Origin of the sequence: Egicoccus halophilus, from assembly GCF_004300825.1 — a bacterium.
GTDB classification, from domain to species: Bacteria; Actinomycetota; Nitriliruptoria; order Nitriliruptorales; family Nitriliruptoraceae; genus Egicoccus; species Egicoccus halophilus.
Map to the genome: position 1 here is coordinate 3,185,423 of NZ_CP036250.1, position 17,012 is coordinate 3,202,434.

The 17,012-nt window shown below is 74.5% G+C and carries 17 protein-coding genes; 3 read left to right on the forward strand and 14 right to left on the reverse strand.

The features are described 5' to 3' along the window. Positions 1-33 precede the first annotated feature (33 nt). From ELR47_RS14380 to ELR47_RS14400, 5 genes are all read right to left on the reverse strand, one after another. Entirely contained in the window at positions 34-1,173 is a 1,140-nt protein-coding gene (locus tag ELR47_RS14380) for an S-layer homology domain-containing protein (protein ID WP_130650512.1), read from the reverse strand. Between the two features lie 64 nt (positions 1,174-1,237). Then, complete coding sequence (locus ELR47_RS14385) at positions 1,238-2,497, reverse strand: DNA-processing protein DprA (RefSeq protein ID WP_130650513.1); 1,260 nt, start codon at positions 2,495-2,497, stop codon at positions 1,238-1,240. Next, positions 2,497-4,023, reverse strand: coding sequence for a YifB family Mg chelatase-like AAA ATPase (locus ELR47_RS14390; RefSeq protein ID WP_205745274.1), 1,527 nt, complete (start codon positions 4,021-4,023; stop codon positions 2,497-2,499). Before ELR47_RS14390 ends, ELR47_RS14385 begins: the two co-directional genes overlap by 1 nt. Further along, complete coding sequence (locus ELR47_RS14395) at positions 4,020-4,442, reverse strand: YraN family protein (RefSeq protein WP_130650514.1); 423 nt, start codon at positions 4,440-4,442, stop codon at positions 4,020-4,022. The genes ELR47_RS14390 and ELR47_RS14395 overlap by 4 nt, the downstream gene beginning before the upstream one ends. 207 nt (positions 4,443-4,649) lie before the next feature. Beyond that, a complete protein-coding gene (locus tag ELR47_RS14400; protein ID WP_130650515.1) occupies positions 4,650-4,958 on the reverse strand; it encodes a DUF2469 family protein in 309 nt (102 codons plus the stop codon). Between the two features lie 171 nt (positions 4,959-5,129). Here ELR47_RS14400 and ELR47_RS14405 point away from each other — a divergent pair, with 171 nt between their 5' ends. Further along, positions 5,130-5,831, forward strand: a complete 702-nt coding sequence (locus ELR47_RS14405; protein ID WP_165404104.1) for a ribonuclease HII — start codon at positions 5,130-5,132, stop codon at positions 5,829-5,831. A 9-nt stretch (positions 5,832-5,840) separates the two neighbouring features. On the opposite strand, the gene lepB is transcribed toward ELR47_RS14405, so the two are convergent. The 6 genes from lepB to rpsP all read right to left on the reverse strand — a co-directional run bounded on the left by lepB (position 5,841) and on the right by rpsP (position 9,535). After that, a complete protein-coding gene (lepB, locus tag ELR47_RS14410) occupies positions 5,841-6,713 on the reverse strand; it encodes a signal peptidase I (protein ID WP_130650517.1) in 873 nt (290 codons plus the stop codon). A gap of 287 nt (positions 6,714-7,000) precedes the next feature. Next, entirely contained in the window at positions 7,001-7,351 is a 351-nt protein-coding gene (rplS, locus tag ELR47_RS14415; protein WP_130650518.1) for a 50S ribosomal protein L19, read from the reverse strand. A gap of 227 nt (positions 7,352-7,578) precedes the next feature. Beyond that, a complete protein-coding gene (gene trmD / locus ELR47_RS14420) occupies positions 7,579-8,349 on the reverse strand; it encodes a tRNA (guanosine(37)-N1)-methyltransferase TrmD (protein ID WP_130651413.1) in 771 nt (256 codons plus the stop codon). A gap of 8 nt (positions 8,350-8,357) precedes the next feature. Next, positions 8,358-8,900, reverse strand: a complete 543-nt coding sequence (gene rimM, locus ELR47_RS14425; protein ID WP_130650519.1) for a ribosome maturation factor RimM — start codon at positions 8,898-8,900, stop codon at positions 8,358-8,360. 9 nt (positions 8,901-8,909) lie between these two features. Next, entirely contained in the window at positions 8,910-9,146 is a 237-nt protein-coding gene (locus ELR47_RS14430) for a KH domain-containing protein (protein ID WP_130650520.1), read from the reverse strand. Beyond that, complete coding sequence (gene rpsP / locus ELR47_RS19255) at positions 9,143-9,535, reverse strand: 30S ribosomal protein S16 (protein WP_130650521.1); 393 nt, start codon at positions 9,533-9,535, stop codon at positions 9,143-9,145. The genes ELR47_RS14430 and rpsP overlap by 4 nt, the downstream gene beginning before the upstream one ends. A 260-nt stretch (positions 9,536-9,795) precedes the next feature. On the opposite strand from rpsP, the gene ELR47_RS18465 reads away from it, so the two are divergent. Then, positions 9,796-9,942, forward strand: coding sequence for a hypothetical protein (locus tag ELR47_RS18465; protein ID WP_165404105.1), 147 nt, complete (start codon positions 9,796-9,798; stop codon positions 9,940-9,942). On the opposite strand, the gene ffh is transcribed toward ELR47_RS18465, so the two are convergent. Beyond that, positions 9,939-11,417: a signal recognition particle protein gene (ffh, locus tag ELR47_RS14440; RefSeq protein ID WP_130650522.1), complete on the reverse strand. Its 1,479-nt coding sequence runs from the start codon at positions 11,415-11,417 to the stop codon at positions 9,939-9,941. The two genes, ELR47_RS18465 and ffh, sit on opposite strands and share 4 nt — an antisense overlap. A 150-nt stretch (positions 11,418-11,567) precedes the next feature. Here ffh and ELR47_RS14445 point away from each other — a divergent pair, with 150 nt between their 5' ends. Beyond that, positions 11,568-12,005 (forward strand): putative signal transducing protein, encoded by a 438-nt coding sequence (locus ELR47_RS14445; protein ID WP_165404106.1) that lies wholly within the window; start codon positions 11,568-11,570, stop codon positions 12,003-12,005. 34 nt (positions 12,006-12,039) lie between these two features. Here the strand turns inward: ELR47_RS14445 and ftsY are convergent, their stop codons facing one another. Beyond that, on the reverse strand, positions 12,040-13,224 hold the full coding sequence (ftsY, locus tag ELR47_RS14450) for a signal recognition particle-docking protein FtsY (RefSeq protein ID WP_130650523.1): 1,185 nt from the start codon (positions 13,222-13,224) through the stop codon (positions 12,040-12,042). A gap of 74 nt (positions 13,225-13,298) precedes the next feature. Next, positions 13,299-16,967: a chromosome segregation protein SMC gene (gene smc / locus ELR47_RS14455; RefSeq protein WP_130650524.1), complete on the reverse strand. Its 3,669-nt coding sequence runs from the start codon at positions 16,965-16,967 to the stop codon at positions 13,299-13,301. Between the last annotated feature and the right edge of the window lie 45 nt (positions 16,968-17,012).

The window sequence follows — 17,012 nt, forward strand, 5'->3', positions numbered from 1 at the left end:
GTCAAGCACCCTGGACGTGGGGGTGGCGCCGGGTCAGGAGAACGTGCGCTGCAGGAAGCTGGCCATCTGGGCGCGACTGACCGGCTCGGATGGCCGGTAGCTGCCGTCGGTGTCGCCGTGCACGATGTTGCGGGCGTGCAACGCGAGGATCGCCGGCGCGTGCTTCGACCCCGGCGGGACGTCCGGGAACGGCGTGCTCGCGGCCGTGGGACCGGGTTCGATGCCGGCGGCGGCGGTCAGCAGCGACGCCATCTGTTCCCGGGTCACGGGCCGGTCCGGGCCGAAGGTGCCGTCCGCGGCGCCGTGTGCGATGCCAGCCGCGTGCAGGGCCGCGATCGACGCCGCGTGGGTGTGGGTGGCCGTGACGTCGGAGAAGGGTCCGGGGCCGGCGGCCGGCGCCAGACGCAGGGCGCGGGCCAGGAACGACGAAAGCTGCCCACGGGTGACCCGGTCGGCCGGGCAGAAGCGCCGGTCCGTGCAGCCGAAGGCGATGCGTGCGTCGGCCGTCCACAGGATCGCGTCGTGGTGGGCGGCCGTGGGTGGGACGTCGAGGAAGCGGCGTCCGTCGAGCGGGAGATCCCCCCGCTGCTGGGCGGCGAGCAGGCTCGGGTACGGGTTCATGCGCCGGCTGCCGTAGGGATCGGTGACCGCGGGATCCTCGATCTCGAAGTGCAGGTGCGGCCAGGTCGGCGAGGCGTTGCCCGAGTAGCCGAGGTAGCCGAGCAGCTGCCCCCGTTCCACCCGCACCCCGCCGGCGATGCCGACGGCGTAGGCCTCGGTGGGCGGCCCGTCGTTGCGTCCGAGGTGCATGTAGCTGTAACGGCGTCCGTCGTCACCGGTGACCGTGACGGCGTAGCCGGCGGTGGCGTGCGGCGCGGCCCCGTTGACGCCGGTGATCCAGCTCACCCGTCCGCCCATCGACGCGTGGACGGGCAACCCGTAGGCGTTGGCCCCGCCGAGGTCGGTGGCCCGGTGCACGCGGCTCCCGCCACCACGGGCGTCGTGGTAGTCGTCGCGGAAGGCGACGGTTCCGGCCACCGGGAAGGTGATCGACACGACGCCGTCGTAGGGCGGCGGGACCGGCGCGGTCTGCGCCGAGGCGACGGGCGTCGTCACGGCCACGGCCAGCACGGTCGCGAGCAGGACGAACAGCGGGTGGAGGCGGCGGGTCATGCGCGGGCTTTCGACACGGCGGACGGACACGTGCGGCCGCCCCCGCTGGTCGGCCGTCGCGTCCTCAGTCGCAGCGTTCGGGCGCCGGGCGGTCGGGCACCGCTCGCCCCGTCCGACCGGGGCGCGCCTCCGGCGGCGGCCGACGCAGGCGCACCCCGTCGGTGGACTGGGCGACGAGACCGAGCACTCTGGCACGGGTGAGCGCGGCGAGCAACGGGCCCGCGGCGAGATCGGCACGACGGGCGAGGTCGTCGAGGCGCACGGGACGCGGCCACGACGCGCGCAACACCTGCTCGACCGCCGCCGGCAACGGTGACGGCGTCGCGGCCGCACCCGCGGTCGCCGTCGCGCCCGGGGTCGCGGTCGGCGATCGGGTGTCCGGCACGCCGAGGACGCCGCCGCGTCCGACCACCGTGAGCAGGTCGGCGGGTGAGGTGCACGGGGCCGCGCCCTCGCCCAGCAGCCGGTGCGGTGCGGCCGAACCGGCCAGCCGCACGTCACCCGGCACGGCGAGCACGGGCCGGTCGAGGTCGGCGGCGGCGGAGGCGGTGAGCAGCGACCCGCTGCGTTCGCCGCCCTCCACGACGACCACCGCGTCGGCCAGCCCCGCCACGATGCGATTGCGGGCCCGTACCGTGCCCGGGTGCACCGACTGGTGGGGCAGCAGTTCGCTCAGCAGCGTGCCGCCGTGGTCGAGGACGCGGTCGAACAGGCCGCCGGGTGCGGCGTGCGGGCGCGGGTAGTCGACGGCGTGCCCACAGCCGAGGACCACGCTGGTGCCCCCCGGCGCCTCGAGGGCGGCCTCGTGTGCGGCGGCGTCGATGCCCTGGGCGCCGCCGGAGACGACCCGGACGCCGGCGTCGGCGGCCGCCTCGGCCAGCCACGCCGCCACCCCGAGGCCGTAGCCGCTGGCCCGCCGGGCACCGACCACGGCGACGGCCGGGTCGTCGTCCGGGGGCTGCCCACGCCAGGCGAGCAGGCCCGGTGCCGGCGTGGTCGGCCACCCCTGCGACAGCCGCCGGGGATAGGCCGGGTCGCCCACCAGGGCGACCCGGACGCCGAGGCGGCGCCAGACGCCCGCGAGCTCCGCGGCCGCGGCGGCGAGGTGGGCGGCCGGGAGCCCGGCGGCCGCGGCCAGCGCCGCCGACGGGTCGGAGACGTCGAGTCCGACGGACTCCTGCGGGTCGGCGCACCGTCGGCGTAGCCCCTCGACCGTGCGGCGCGGACGCACGGCCCAGCACAGCACCGCCAGGAGCCGGTCGGGATCGGTCCCGGGGGCCGCGACCGCACCCACGACGCGGGCGGCGTCCTGACAGGCGCTCATCAGACGGCCACCGCGTCGGCCAGCCGGTAGGCCACCGCCTCCTCGACGTGGACGGTGTCGACCCGTTCCGCGTCGTCGAGGTCGGCGATGGTCCGCGCGACCCGCAGGGAGCGGTCGAAGCTGCGGGCCGACAGCCCGAGGTCCTCGACCGCGCGCGCGAGTGCGCGCAGGGCCGTCGGTCGACAGGTGCTGCGCAGCTGCTCCGCGGGCGCGTCCCGGTTCCAAACGCCCTCGCCCCACCGTCGGGCGGCGAGCTCGCGAGCGTCGGCGACCCGGGCGGCGACCGTCGCCGTGTCCTCGCCGTCGGGCGGCCCGGCGAGCTGGTCGCGCTCGACCGGTCGCAGCTCGACCTGCAGGTCGAGCCGGTCGAGCAGCGGCCCCGACAGCCGGGCGCGGTAGCGCTCGATGCGGTCCGGCCGGCAGGTGCAGGCCCGTGTCGGGCTGCCCAGGTAGCCGCACGGACACGGGTTGGTGGCCGCCACCAGCAGCACCGAGGCCGGATAGCGCACCGCGGCGCGGGCACGGGTGATCAGGACCTCGCCGCGCTCCAGCGGCTGACGCAACGCATCGAGGACCCAGCGTGGCGTCTCGAGCAGCTCGTCGAGCAGCAGCAGACCGTGATGGGCGAGTGAGAGCTCACCGGGGCGTGGGATGCCGCTGCCACCACCGATCAGTCCGGCGGCCGAGACCGAGTGGTGCGGTTCACGCAGTGGTGGTTCGAGCGAGAGCGGGTCCTCCGCGGCCCGCTCCCCCGCCAACGAGGCCAGCGAGGCGACCTCGAGGGCGGCCGGCAACGACAGCGGCGGGAGCAGCCCGTGCAGCCGGCGGGCCAGCATCGTCTTGCCGCATCCGGGCGGGCCGGCCAGCAGCAGGTGGTGACCGCCCGCGGCCGCCAGTTCGACCGCGCGCCGGGCGACGGCCTGACCGCGCACGTCACGCAGGTCCGGACCGTTCCCGGGGAGCACGTACGGGGCCGGGCTCGCCCGTCGGGCTCGCTGCTCGTCGGCCAACACCGAGCGCAGCTCGCCGAGGTCGCGGACGGGCAGGACGTCGGGCCCGTCGACCAGGGCCGCCTCGGGCGCGGCGGGGTCGCCGACGACGAGGCGTGCGGCGCCGGCGCGGCGGGCACCCTCGGCGGCCGGCAACACCCCGGGCACGGCCCGCACGCTGCCGTCGAGTCCGACCTCACCGAACAGCCACGCGCCGTCCAGTGCCGCTGCGGGCACCTGCCGGGTGGCCACGAGCACGGCGGCGGCGATCGCGAGGTCGAACCCGCTGCCGAACTTGGGCAGGTCGGCCGGCGCGAGGTTCACCACGATCCGCTCGCGTGGCCAGTGGAGTCGACTGCGGGCGAAGGCGGTCCGGACGCGGTCCCCCGCCTCCCGCACGGCCGCGTCGGGGAGACCGACCAGCCGCAGGCTCGGGATGCCCGGCGCCAGCGCACACTCGATGCGCACGGTGCGGGCCCGCAGGCCGACCAGGGCGAGCCCGTGGGTCACGGCCAGGACACCGTGGGGCGCGTTCACAGCGCGTCCCGGACGTGGTGCAGGACCGGGTGACGCCCGAGGTCGACGGCGACGAGGTCGATGCGCGCATGGGGCAGACCGAGACCGGCCTCGCACAGGAACGCGCCGGTCAGCGCCCGCAGCCGGGCCCGCTTGCGGGGTCCGACCGCCTGCAGCGCACCGCCGAAGTGCTGCGCGTCGCGGCGGGTCTTGACCTCGCAGACGACGACGGTGCCGGTCCGGTGGTCGAGGGCGACCAGGTCGAGCTCTCCGCGCAGCTCACCGGCGCTCAGGCGCCAGTTGCGGGCCACGATCTCGAGCCGGTCGTCGGCCTGCAGGTGCTGGGCGGCCAGGTCCTCGCCGAGCCGGCCCAGCGCGCGGGTGCCTCCGGCGAGCGCGGTCGCGGGCAGCGGGCGGGTGCAGGTGCCGTTGGTGTCCATGCCGGCGACGCTACGTGCCGCTCGGGTGCCCCCGGCCGACGAATCGCGGCGGAGCTGTGGACGAGCGGTCTAGAAGATCCCGAACGCCCACAACAGCCCGGCGCCGACCAGCACGGCGAACACGACCAGCAGCCAGAGGTCGTTGCGCTTGTCGTCGCGGTAGCGGCGGGTCGCGTTGAAGCCCATGGTCGGCTCGCTCCTGATCCGTCACTCGAAGGGCGGGACGTCCTGGTCGTCGTGGACCAGTTCCTCGACGTTGACGTCGCGGAAGGTCAACACCCGCACGTGCTTGATGAACCGTGCCGGGCGGTACATGTCCCACACCCAGGCGTCGGCGAGCCGCAGTTCGAACCACAGGTCGCGACCCTCGTGGGGCACCACCTCGACCTCGTTGCAGAGGTAGAAGCGCCGCTCGGTCTCCACGACGTACCGGAACATCCGCACGACGTCGCGGTACTCGCGGTACAGCGAGAGCTCGAGGTCCGTCTCGTAGGCGTCGAGGTCGTCGGGGTTCATCTCAGGTGGCTTTCCTGGCGGTGGCGGGCACGCGCGAGCCGGGCGATCGGCGGGATGGCGCGCCGCGCCACGACGGCCCGCCTCCTCGCGGACGCGGGCGGGGCGGGCCGGCAGCGTACCGGCCGCCGTGGCGCCACCCCGGGACGACGCCGACGGGTACGGTCTCGCGCCGTGTCCGCCCCCGCCACCACCCCGAGCTCGCCGCCGACGACCGCGTCGCGTCGCCGGCGCACGCGTCGGGTGCCGGTGCCCGGTGTCGCCGCCGAGCGACCCCACTGGGATGCCGGCGCGGTCGTGGCCGGCGTGGACGAGGTCGGCTGCGGCGCGTGGGCGGGGCCGGTGACCTACGCCGCGGTCGTGCTGCCGCGTGACCGCCGTGTCTACAAGTTGCGGGACTCCAAGGTGCTCGCCCCGTCCGATCGCGAGCACCTCGCGGCCAGGGTGCGGCGGGTCGCGCTGGGCATCGGGGTCGGTCACGCCGGCAACGACGAGGTCGACCGGCTCGGGCTCAGCGAGGCGCGCCGCCGCGCCGCGCGACGGGCGGTGGACGCGCTGCCGTTGCGCCCCGACGTGGTGTTGCTCGACGGCAACTGGGACTTCCTCGCCGGCTACGGCACGCACAACGAGCGGTTGGTGCGGGGTGACGGGCGCAGTGTGTCGATCGCGGCCGCGTCGATCGTGGCCAAGGTCACCCGGGACGCGATGATGGCCGAGTTCGCGGCCGGCTACCCCGCCTACGCCTTCGCGGCCAACAAGGGCTATCCGTCACCCGACCACGTCGCCGCACTCGACGTCCACGGGCCGTGTGCGTTGCACCGCCACAGCTGGGCACCGATCGCCGGACGCAACCAGCTGCGGCTGTTCGACGCCTGACGCGATGCGTCAGTCGGCGGCGGCCGCATCGGGGCCGGCGGCGGCCGCATCGGGGTCGGCGGCGGCCGTCTCGGCGACCTCGTGGTGGACCCCGGTGAGCCCGCCGGCGTTGTCGAAGGGCCAGATGATGACCACGGCGCGGCCGACCACGTGGTCGGCCGGCACCATGCCCAGCGAGCGGCGCGAGTCCGACGAGTTGGGTCGGTTGTCCCCGAGGAAGAACAGGTGGTCCTCGGGCACCGTGACCGGCCCGTAGTCGGACAGGTCCGGATAGACCACGTAGGGCTCGTCGAGCGCCTCGCCGTTGACGAACACCTGCCCGTCCACGATCACGACCTCGTCGCCCGGCAGGCCGATGACCCGCTTGACGAAGTCGCGGGCGTTGGCCGGGACGACACCGAGGAACTGTCCCACGCCCCGCACGATGCGGGCGCCGGTCCCCTGGTCGAGGCTCGGGTCGACGAACGTCTCGCCCTCGAAGACGACGACCTCACCGCGCCGCGGCTCGCGAGCCAGGTAGCTCAGCTTCTCGACCACCATCCGGTCGTCGATCTGCAGGGTCGGCGCCATCGAGGTCGACGGGATGTAGAAGACCTGGAGCACGAACGTCCGCAGCAGGAACGCCAGCACGAAGGCGACCAGGAGCAGGACCGGCAGTTCGCGGAAGAACGACCCGGCGCCGCCGCCGCTGCCCGCGCGGGTGTCGTCGTCGGCCGGCAACTCCGCGGGCGTCGCGGCGTCCCGCGGCTCCCCCGTTCCGCGCGCGTCGGTGCTGCCGTGCCCGCTTCCGGCGGGCCCCGCGGCCTCATCGGCACCGAGCGGGCGGTCGCCGTCGGGCGACGGGACGCCGGGGTTCGAAGGCGTGTCCGAGGAGGTCGGCATGGCGGGATCCGGGGCGGTCGGGTGGCCCGGCGCAGGCCCAGCGTGCCCCGGACCCCCGAACGTCGTCTTCGAGGTGTCGTCCGGGGCGCCGTCGGCGGGGAACGGGTCGCGGTCAGACATACAGCGCCAAGCCTACCGCCGGGCGCGGGCGCGCCCGCGGTCGATGTCGCCCGCCGTGCCCGTCGACCGTGCTGACCGTCGTGCCCACGTCGGCCGGACACGCGTCGAGGGTGCCGCGATGGCGGCACCCTCGACGTCGACAGCGCTCGGGGAGGTCTCGCTTCGGCTCAGACGGCCTCGCGCTTCTCCTTGATGCGGGCCTTCTTGCCGACACGGTCGCGCAGGTAGTACAGCTTGGCGCGACGCACCTTGCCCCGGCGGGTGACCTCGATCTGCTCGATGACCGGGCTGTGCACCGGGAAGGTGCGCTCCACGCCGACGCCGAACGAGATCTTGCGGACGGTGAAGGTCTCGCGCAGGCCGCCGTTCTTGCGGGCGAGCACGACGCCCTCGAAGACCTGGATGCGGGAGCGGGTGCCCTCGACGACGCGGACGTGCACCTTCACGGTGTCCCCGGGCGCGAAGTCGGGCACGTCGTCGCGGAGGCGCGACTTCTCGACAAGGTCGACCTTGTTCATGGCAGTTTCCCGTCGGTGAGAGTGGGTGGCGCGGCAGTGCTGGCGGTGGCACCGCGGCGAGCGATCGCGTCGGAGGGCCGCTCGAACGGTGGAGGGTCGCTCCCGACGGCGAGGCGTCGAGGATGCGGGCGTGCGCGAGCGCGGTGGGACCAGCCAGCATGCGCTGCGACCGCCGAGGATACGGTCCCCCGCCCGTGGCGGTCAACCCGCCTGCGCAGGGCCGCCCGTCAGCCGTTCCCGCGTGGTCCGTGGTCGTCCGGCGCGGCGAGCAGGTCCGGTCGGCGCCGGCGGGTGAGCTCCTCGGCCCGCTCGGTCCGCCACCGTGCCACGGCGCCGTGGTCGCCCGAGGTGAGCACCTCCGGCACGCCGTGCCCGCGCAGCGTCGCGGGACGCGTGTAGTGGGGATACTCGAGCAGCCCGGAGGAGAACGACTCGTCCTCGGGCGAGGCGTGGTTGCCGAGCACGCCGGGCACCAGGCGGGTGACCGTCTCGATGACGACGGCTGCTGCCACCTCGCCGCCGAACAGCACGTAGTCCCCGATCGAGACCTCGTCGGTCGCGACCAGGTCGTGGGCGCGCTCGTCGATGCCCTCGTAGCGGCCGCAGCAGAGCACCAGCCGGGGCTCGGCGGCCAACTCGCGGGCATAGGCCTGCGTCAGCGGCCGCCCCCGCGGGGTCAGCAACAGCGTCCGGGGCCGCTCACCGCCGGCCACGAACGGCGCGTCGGCCGGCGGCGCGTGCGCACCGGCGGTCGTGGCCGGCGGCAGGTCGTTCCAGACCGCCTCGGCGGCGTTGACCCAGACGTCGGCGCGCATCACCATGCCGGCACCACCGCCGTAGGGGGTCGCGTCGACCGTGCGGTGACGGTCGGTGGTGAACGCCCGCAGGTCGTGCACCCGCAGGTCGAGCAGCCCGGCGGCGTGCGCCTTCGCCAGCAGCGAGGTGGTCAGCGGTCCGTCGAACCAGTCGGGGAAGATCGTCAGGACGTCGATGCGCATCCCGGCGCTCACGCGTCGGGCGCGGCGTTGGCGGCCTCGCCCGAGACCAGACCCTCGGGCGGGTCGACCAGCCGCAGCCGTTCGGTGCCCTGCTCGTCCTCGGCGATCTCGACGAAGTCGTCGACGGCCGGCAGCAGCCAGGTGCCGCCATCGGCGCGGGTCACCTCGAGCAGGTCGTAACCGGCCGCCTCGGGCAGCTCGATCAGCCCGCTCACGGCGCCCAGCGAGGCTCCCTGCTCGTCGACGACGGCCATGCCGACCAGCTCGTGGGCGTAGTAGGTCTCCTCGTCGGAGACGTCCGCCGCGGGCGCGAGCAGTTCCGCGCCCCGCAACCGCTCGGCGGCCGTGCGGTCGGACACACCGTCCAGACGCACGAGCAGCCGCCCCTGGTGGGGGCGGCTGCCGGTGATGGTCCGTCGGGCGCCGGCGAGGACGACCGATCCGCCGGTGTCGAACCGTCCCGGGACGTCCGAGAGCACGTCGATGACGAGTTCCCCGCGGATGCCGTGGGCCTTCACCACACGGCCCACGACGACCAGGTCAGCAGTCACGACACGCGCCTAGTCCACGATCTCGACGGTGACGTTCTCGTCGTCGAGCGAGCCGGCGGCCTTCACCAGGCTGCGCAGCGCCTTGGCGGTGCGGCCACGCTTGCCGATGACCTTGCCGAGGTCGTCGTCGTGGACGTGCAGCTCGAGCACGACCTCACGGTCGTCCTCGTCCACCTCGATGCGCACCTCGTCCGGATGGTCGACGAGCTGCTTGGCGACGAACTCGAGGACGCGCTCGGCCCTCACTCGCCGCCCTCCGTGGCCTCCTCGGGCGCCGCGTTCGCGGCAGCCTCGGCAGCCTCGGCGGCCTTGGCGCGGGCCTTCTTCGACAGCTTGGGCTGCTCGTTCTGCGCCGAGCGGTCACGCGCCGGCCGGTCGCCGGGCTTGAACTCCTCCCAGGCGCCGGAGATGCGCAGGAGGTTCTCGACGGCCTCGGTGGGCTGGGCGCCGTTGCGCAGCCAGTGCAGGGCGCGCTCGTTGTCGATCTCGATGCCCGACGGGTTCTCGAGCGGGCGGTACTGCCCGATGATCTCGATGAAGCGGCCGTCGCGCGGCGAGCGCGAGTCGGCGGCGACGACGCGGTAGAACGGACGCTTCTTGGTGCCTTCGCGGCGCAGGCGGAGCTTGACGGCCATGGGTGCCATTCCTGTGCTGGGCCGGGCGCACGGGCGCACACCGGCAGTGGGGACGATCCGGACCCTCGCGGACCGACGCGCGTGGCGTGCGGGTAGCGGGGCAGAGACCGTCGGGACGAGGTCGGGCGCGGCAGGAGCGAGGGCTCGAACCGCGCGCACGGCAGCGAGACTACCGCAGCGCCCACCCGGAACGCGACCCGGGCGCTAGCGTGCCCACGTCGCGGACCGATCGGTCCGCACCGACACGCGGGGGAACCACGATGGCCATCGGTCTGGGGCTCGGGCTGCTCGCGCTCGTGCTGCTCGGGCTGGCGACGGTCGGCCTGGTCGCCGGCGGGATCGCGCTCAACCGTCGCCACCGGCGCGAGGACGCCGCCCGGTCGGCCGATCGGGTCAACGGCCCCTAGCGGCGCTTGCCCTTCTTCGGCGCCGGCTGGAGGCCGGCGAACCCACCGAGGCCGCCGCCGGCCGCGCCGCCACCGCCGAGGCCCGGGGGCATGCCGCCGGGCAGCTGGCCACCCGACTGCAACTGGCGCAGCGCCGCGGCCTGGGCCTTCGCGCCCTTGACGCCCTTGGGCTTGGTCCCCTGCATGCCGGCCATCTTCGAGGCCGACTTCATGATCTTCTGCACCTCGGCGAACTGCTTCACGAGGCGGTTGACCTCCGGGACCGTCGTGCCCGACCCGGCGGCGATGCGCTTGCGACGCCGGCCGTTGAGGATCTTTGGCTCGCGGCGTTCCTTGGGCGTCATCGACCGGATGATGGCCTCCACCCGGGCGACCTGCTTGTCGTCGACGTCGACGTCCTTGAGCTGCTTGCCCATGCCCGGCATCATCCCGAGCAGGCCCTGCAGCGGCCCCATCCGCTTGAGCATCTGCATCTGCTCGAGGAAGTCCTCGAGGGTGAACTCGCCCGACATCAGGGCGGTCTCGGCCTTCTGCGCCTCCTCCTCGGAGTAGGTCGCCTCGGCCTTCTCGATGAGCGTCATCACGTCGCCCATCCCGAGGATGCGCGACGCCATGCGATCGGGGTGGAACGCCTCGAAGTCCTCCATCTTCTCGCCGATGGAGGCGAACTTGATCGGCTTGCCGGTCACCTCGCGGACCGACAGCGCCGCACCACCGCGCGCGTCACCGTCGAGCTTCGACAGGATCACGCCGTCGAAGCCGACCCCGTCGAGGAAGGCGCGCGCGACGTTGACGGCCTCCTGGCCGATCATCGCGTCGATGACGAACAGGGTCTCGTCGGGCTGGACCGCCTCGCGGATGGCGGCGGCCTGCCCCATCAGCTCCTCGTCGACGTGCAGGCGACCGGCCGTGTCGACGATCACGACGTCGCAGCCCGACTCGCGGGCCTTGGCGATCGACTCGCGCGCGACCGGGACGGGGTCGCCGGCGGTCACCGGGGCGTAGACGTGCACGCCGACCCGCTCGGCGTTGACCTTCAGCTGCTGCACCGCGGCCGGGCGCTGCAGGTCGCAGGCGACCAGCATCGGGTGGCGACCCTTCGACTTGAGCAGCTTGGCGAGCTTGCCCGCAGCGGTCGTCTTGCCGGAGCCCTGCAGGCCCGCGAGCATGATCACCGCCGGCTTGCCCGTCAGCGCGAGGCCGGCCGACTCGCCACCCAGCGCGCGCTCGAGCTCCTGGCTGACGGCCTTGACGACCTGCTGCGCCGGGTTGAGCGCCTTGGCGACCTCCTCGCCGACCAGCCGCTCGCGCAGCCGCTCGACGATGCCCTTGACGACCTTGAAGTTGACGTCCGCCTCGAGCAGGGCGAGTCGGATCTCCTTCAGCGTCGCGTCGACGGTGGCCGCATCGAGCCGGCCGCGGCCGCGCACGCGGTCGAGGGCGATCTCGAGCTTGCTGGACAGGGCGTCGAACACGGGCGGCCTCGGCTTGCCGTCGGGCGGGTACGGCCGCCGAGGGTAGCGGTCGCGTTCCGCCGCTCACCGGGGCGACGCGGACCTGGCCCGTGGGCGGGCGGCCGGTGGGCGTGGCAGACTGCCGGTACGCCGGACGCGAGGGGGCCAACGGTGGCGAGGATCCAGCGCTTCACGAGTCGCACGGAGGCGGAACTGGCCCGCTCGGCGCTCGAGTCGGAGGGCATCGCCGCCTACGTCTCCGGCGACGACGCCGGCGGGCTGCACCCCGAGATCCCCTACGGCGTCGGTGGCACCGCGGTCGTGGTCCCCGACGAGGACCATGCACGTGCCCTGGCGCTGCTCGACGAGCAGTTCGGGACCGACGCCGCCGACCTCGCGGCCCTGGAGGCCGCCGCGTTGTCCGCCGCCCCGGCCGGGGGGCTCGAGGCTGGTCTCTCCCGCGACCTCGCGGCATCACCGCCACCCGCCGGCGACGACGCCGCGTCGCCGCTCAGCGGGCGTCGGCCGGTCGTCGCCACGCTGGTGGTCGCGGTCCTGGTGCTCGTGCTCGTCGTCGCGCTCTCCGACGCGCTGGCCTTCGCCGCCTGACGGTGCTGGCGCGCCGACCGGCCCGCCTCACCGGTTACAGCTGCTCGAACAGCCCGTCGACGAACAGGTCCGGGTCGAACGGGGCGAGGTCGTCGATCTCCTCCCCGAGGCCGACGAGCTTGACGGGCAGCCCGAGCTCACGCTGCACGGCCACCACGATGCCACCCTTGGACGAGCCGTCGAGCTTGGTCAGGGCGATGCCGGTCACCTCGACGGCCTCGAGGAACGCGCGCGCCTGGCTGATGCCGTTCTGGCCGGTGGTGGCGTCCAGGACCAGCAGCGTCTCCTCGAGCGGTCCGGCCTGCTTCTCGAGCACCCGCTTGACCTTGCCGAGCTCGTCCATCAGCTCCCGCTTGTTGTGCAGGCGTCCGGCGGTGTCGACGATGAGCAGGTCCGCCTCGCGCTCGTTGGCGGCCGCGTAGCCCTCGAAGGCGACCGACGCCGGGTCCGCACCCTCGTCCTTGCGGACCAGGGCAGCGCCGGTGCGCTCGGCCCAGATGCCGAGCTGTTCGGCCGCCGCCGCGCGGAAGGTGTCCGCCGCCGCGAGCACGACCTGACGCTGCTCGCGCTGTTCCACGGCCGCGAGCTTGCCGATCGTGGTGGTCTTGCCGGTGCCGTTGACCCCGGTCACCAGCCACACGGTCGGCCCCTCGTCGTCGGCTCGACCCAGCGAACGGTCGGTGGAGCCCAGCGCGTCGCGCAGCTCCTGCTTGAGCAGCGCCACGACGCCCTCGGCGGTGACCACGCCCTCCTCGCGGCTGCGGCGCTTGAGGTCCTCGACGATCTCGAGCGTGGCGGTGACGCCGACGTCGGCGCTGATCAGCGCCTCCTCGAGGCCGTCCCAGGCCTCGTCGGTGATCCCGCGCCCGAACAGGTCGGCGACCGACGCACCGAGCACGTTGCGCGTGCGCGACAGCCGCTGGCGGAAGCGCTCCCGGGGGGTGAGGGTCGGCGCCGGCGGCGGCTCCTCGAGCAGCTCCGCCGGGGTGTCGGGCACCTCCGGCAGGTCGAGGACGTCGGTGGAACCGGTGTCGCCGGAGACCTCCCGGATCTCCTCGATCGACATCTCCCGCGTGGCGACGTCGGTCGCGTCCTGCGGGGGCGCCGTCGTGTCGGTCTCGTCCGAACGGCGTCGGGCGAGCCCGACCCCGCCGACCAGGCCGGCGGCGCCGACGACCAGCGCGATGAGCAGTTCGGGACTCTCGAAGAGAAATTCCATCGACTCGTTCCTGGACGTCGCTGGTCAGCAAGAGGACACGGCACCGGCACGCTACCGGCGGCGTGGAGGGACGGTCAGCCGCCCACCGGCTCCCCGACGGTCTCGGGACGGCCCGGCTCGGCGGCCGGGCCGTCCTGCACCGCCTGGGTCGGTGCGGCGCTGGCCCGCTGCTCGAGCGCTTCCACCGCAGCCTGGTCGCGCAGTCGTTCGGCGACGACCTTGGTCACCGCGTCGGGCCCCATGGTGACCCCGTAGAGGACGTCGGCGATCTCCATGGACCGCTTCTGATGGGTGACCATGATGATCTGCGCGTGACCGCGGAAGCTGCGCACGACCCGCAGCAGACGCTGCAGGTTGACGTCGTCGAGGGCGGCGTCCACCTCGTCGAGCACGTAGAAGGGGCTCGGCCGGGCGCGGAAGATGGCGAAGACGAAGGCGAGCACCGTCAGCGACCGCTCACCGCCCGACAGCAGCGACAGGCGGGTGACCTTCTTGCCGGGCGGCCGGGCCTCGACCTCGATGCCCGTGACGAGCAGGTCGTCGGGCTCGGTGAGCACCAGTCGCCCGTGCCCACCGGGGAACACGGTGGCGAACGTCAGCTGGAACTCCCGGGCGATGTCGTCGAAGGCCTCGCGGAAGACGGCCCGGATGCGGTCGTCGACCGCGACGACGACCTCCTCGAGGTCCTTCTTCGACCGGCGAAGGTCGTCGAGCTGGTCCGAGAGGAACGCGTGCCGCTCCTCGAGCGCCTTGAACTCCTCGAGCGCCAGCGGGTTGACCCGGCCGAGCAATCCGAGCTTGCGCACCAGCACGTCCTCGCGCTCGGCCAGCGCGGCCTCGTCGTAGGAGACGGCGTCGGGGTGCTCGGCGCGGACCTCGGCGGGCGAGAGCGAGAACTCGCCGCGCAGGCGATCGGTGAGCTGCTGCAGCCGGTTGGTGACCTCGGCCCGCCGCAGTTCGGCGGCATGGCGCCGTTCCCGGAGTACCTCGAGCGCCTTGGCCGCGCGGCCCGCCTCGTCGCGCACCTGACCGAGCTGACTCCGCGCGCGCCCGAGCTCGGCCTGCACCCGGTCCCGCTCGGCGGCCGCGGACTGCACGGCCCGCGTCAACGCCTCGGTGGCCGTGCGGGCCACCAGCGCCAGCTCACCACAGCGCACGATGGCCTGTCGGCGCAGCTCGCGTCGGCGGGCGGCCTCGGCCAGCTCGGCCTCGACCTCGTCCGCCTCGGCCCGCAGCCCCTGTGCCTGCAGCTCGAGATGACGGACCTGCTCGGTGGTGCGCTCGAGGTGGACGCGGGCCTCGAGCTCGCGTTCGCGGGCGAGCTCGACCCGGTCGTCGAGCTCGATGGCGGTCTCGTCGGGCCCCTCGTCGAGCTCCTCGTCGTCGAGCTCGGCGTCGGGGCCGCGGCCGTGCAGCTCGGACAGGGCCGCGCGGTCGCGCTCGAGGACGGTCGCCAGCTCCTCGCGCTGCCCGGCCACGACGGCCCGCTGGCTCGCGAGCGCATCGAGCTCCTTGTGCAGGCGCGCGAGCCGCTCGGCGGCGCCGGTGATCGCCGCGTCGGACTCGTTGATGCGCTCGGTCGCCGCCGCCAGACGGCCGCGCGCCTCGCGCAGGCGTCGCTCGGCACCGTCGCGCTGCCCGCGCAGCTCGTCGAGCTCGGCCGCCGAGGCCGCCGCGTCGCGCTCCGCGTCGTCGGCGGCCGTCGCGGTCACGACCGCCGAGCGTTCCGGGGACGCACCACCGCGGAAGCCCGCGGGGCCGGCGACGTCGCCCTCGGGGGTGACGAAGGTCAGCGCCGGCTCGTCGCCGTGCAGGCGCACCGCGAGGTGCCAGTCGGGCACCATCCAGGTGTCGGCCAGGACCTGCCGCAGCGCGTCGACGACCGTCTCGGCGTCCTCGACACCGGCCGCCGGGGCGAGCAGGTCGGACACCGCCTCGGCGCCTGCGTCGTGTAGGCGTTGTCGGCGTGCCGGGCCGGTGTCGCGCGGTGCGCGTGGTGCCCGGGCGGCGAGGACGGTCGCCGGGCCGGGCGCGGCGGCGCGCAACCAGGCGACGGCGTCGGCCGCGTCCTGGCCCGTGCGGACCACGACCGCCTCGCCCAACGCCCCCAGCGCGGCGGCGAGTGCCGCGTCGTTGCCGCCCTCGACCCGCACGTGGTCGGCGAGGTGTCCGAGCAGGCCGTCGAGCCCGGCGGCGAGCAGCGCCGCCGTCCCGCCCCCGGTCTCGGCCAGTGCGGCCCGCAGGGCCTCGGCCCGCGCCGCCTGCGAGGACCGGCGGGCGTCGACCTCGCGGAGCCGGGTGACCAGGTCGTCGACCACCTGCTGGGCCTCGGCCACCTCGTGCTCGGCGGCCTCGAGGGTGTCGGTGAGCGCGACCTCGGAGACGTCGAGCTGCTGGACCTCGCCCTGGACGGTGGCGACCTCGGCCTCGGCCTCGGCGACGCGGGTGTCGAGGCCGTCGAGGGTCGAGGCGACCCGGCCGAGCTCGCCCTCGGCCGACGCCACGGCGCCGCGCAGGGCCGACACCTCCCCCTCCCAGCGCAGGACCCGTTCGCGTTGCTCCGCGCGCCGGCGCCGCTGGGCCTGCACGGCCTGCTCGTGGGCACGCCGGGCCTGCTCGGCCTCGCGTCGGGCGGCCGCCGCGGCCTCGAAGCGCTGCCGGTCGGCGTCCCGGTCACGGCCACGTTCGACCCGTTGGGCCTCGAGACGCTCCGCCTGGGCGCGCAGCTCGGCCGGAGGTCGACCCGCCAGTGGCTCCTCGGCGTACTCGACCAGGTGGCGCCGCTTGGCCTCGACGAGGTCGCTGGTCCCCTTCAACCGCTCCTGCAGCGACGTCAGCCGGTAGTAGGTCCGCTGCGCCTGCTCGGCGGCGGGACCGAGGCGGGCGAGCTCGCGTTCGAGGCCCCCCTGACGCTCGCGGAGCGTGGCCAGCTGGCGATCGGCCTGCTGCAGAGCGGTCGTCGTCTCGCCGTCGTCGGTCGCCTCCGAGGCGGCGAGGCGGGTCAACCGGTCGAGCTCGCGTGCGGCCCGCCGCACCTTGACGTCGCGCAGCTCCGCCTGCAGCTGCGCGTAGCGGTCGGCCGCCTCGGCCTGCCGCTCCAGCGGCCGCAACTGCCGGCGCAGCTCGCGCAGCACGGTCCGCAGCTTGTCGATGTGGCCGTCGACCTGGTCGAGCTTGCGCAGGGCCCGCTCGCGGCGACGCCGGTGCTTGAGGATGCCGGCCGCCTCCTCGATGTAGCGGCGGCGCTCCTCGGGCTTGGCGTTGAGGATCTCGTCGAGCTGCCCCTGCCCCACGATCGTGTGCAGCTCCCGGCCGAGTCCCGTGTCGCTGAGCAGCTCCTGGACGTCGAGCGCACGGACGTCCTGCCCGTTGATCTGGTAGGCGGCGTCCCCGTCGGCGTGGATGGTGCGCGCGACCCGGACCTCGCTGAACTCGGCGGCACTCGCCGCGGTGCCCAGCCCCGCGCCCGACAGGCGACCGTCGGCGTTGTCGATGACGATCTCGACCCGGGCCTGGTTCGCGCGGTTGCGCGTCGGCGATCCGGCGAAGATGACGTCGGACATCGACCCGCCGCGGACCTTCTTGGCCGAGTGGGTGCCCAGCACCCAGGCCAACGCGTCGACGACGTTGGACTTGCCCGAGCCGTTGGGGCCGACGATGACCGTGATCCCCGGCTCGACCTCGAGCAGGGTCTTGTCGGCGAACGACTTGAAGCCGCGCATGGTCAGGGACCTGAGAAACACGCTTCCTCCGTCCCGGGCGCGCCCCGGACGCGACGCGCGACCGCG

Excerpts from the sequence above, each read along its gene's own strand:
- ELR47_RS14385 (WP_130650513.1), bottom strand. The coding sequence starts at position 2,497 with ATGAGCGCCTGTCAGGACGCCGCCCGCGTCGTGGGTGCGGTCGCGGCC.
- rpsP (WP_130650521.1), bottom strand. The coding sequence starts at position 9,535 with ATGGCCGTCAAGCTCCGCCTGCGCCGCGAAGGCACCAAGAAGCGTCCG.
- ELR47_RS14380 (WP_130650512.1), bottom strand. The coding sequence starts at position 1,173 with ATGACCCGCCGCCTCCACCCGCTGTTCGTCCTGCTCGCGACCGTGCTG.
- trmD (WP_130651413.1), bottom strand. The coding sequence starts at position 8,349 with ATGCGCATCGACGTCCTGACGATCTTCCCCGACTGGTTCGACGGACCG.
- ELR47_RS14395 (WP_130650514.1), bottom strand. The coding sequence starts at position 4,442 with ATGGACACCAACGGCACCTGCACCCGCCCGCTGCCCGCGACCGCGCTC.
- ftsY (WP_130650523.1), bottom strand. The coding sequence starts at position 13,224 with ATGGAATTTCTCTTCGAGAGTCCCGAACTGCTCATCGCGCTGGTCGTC.
- ELR47_RS14400 (WP_130650515.1), bottom strand. The coding sequence starts at position 4,958 with ATGAACCCCGACGACCTCGACGCCTACGAGACGGACCTCGAGCTCTCG.
- lepB (WP_130650517.1), bottom strand. The coding sequence starts at position 6,713 with ATGCCGACCTCCTCGGACACGCCTTCGAACCCCGGCGTCCCGTCGCCC.
- rplS (WP_130650518.1), bottom strand. The coding sequence starts at position 7,351 with ATGAACAAGGTCGACCTTGTCGAGAAGTCGCGCCTCCGCGACGACGTG.
- ELR47_RS18465 (WP_165404105.1), top strand. The coding sequence starts at position 9,796 with ATGGCCATCGGTCTGGGGCTCGGGCTGCTCGCGCTCGTGCTGCTCGGG.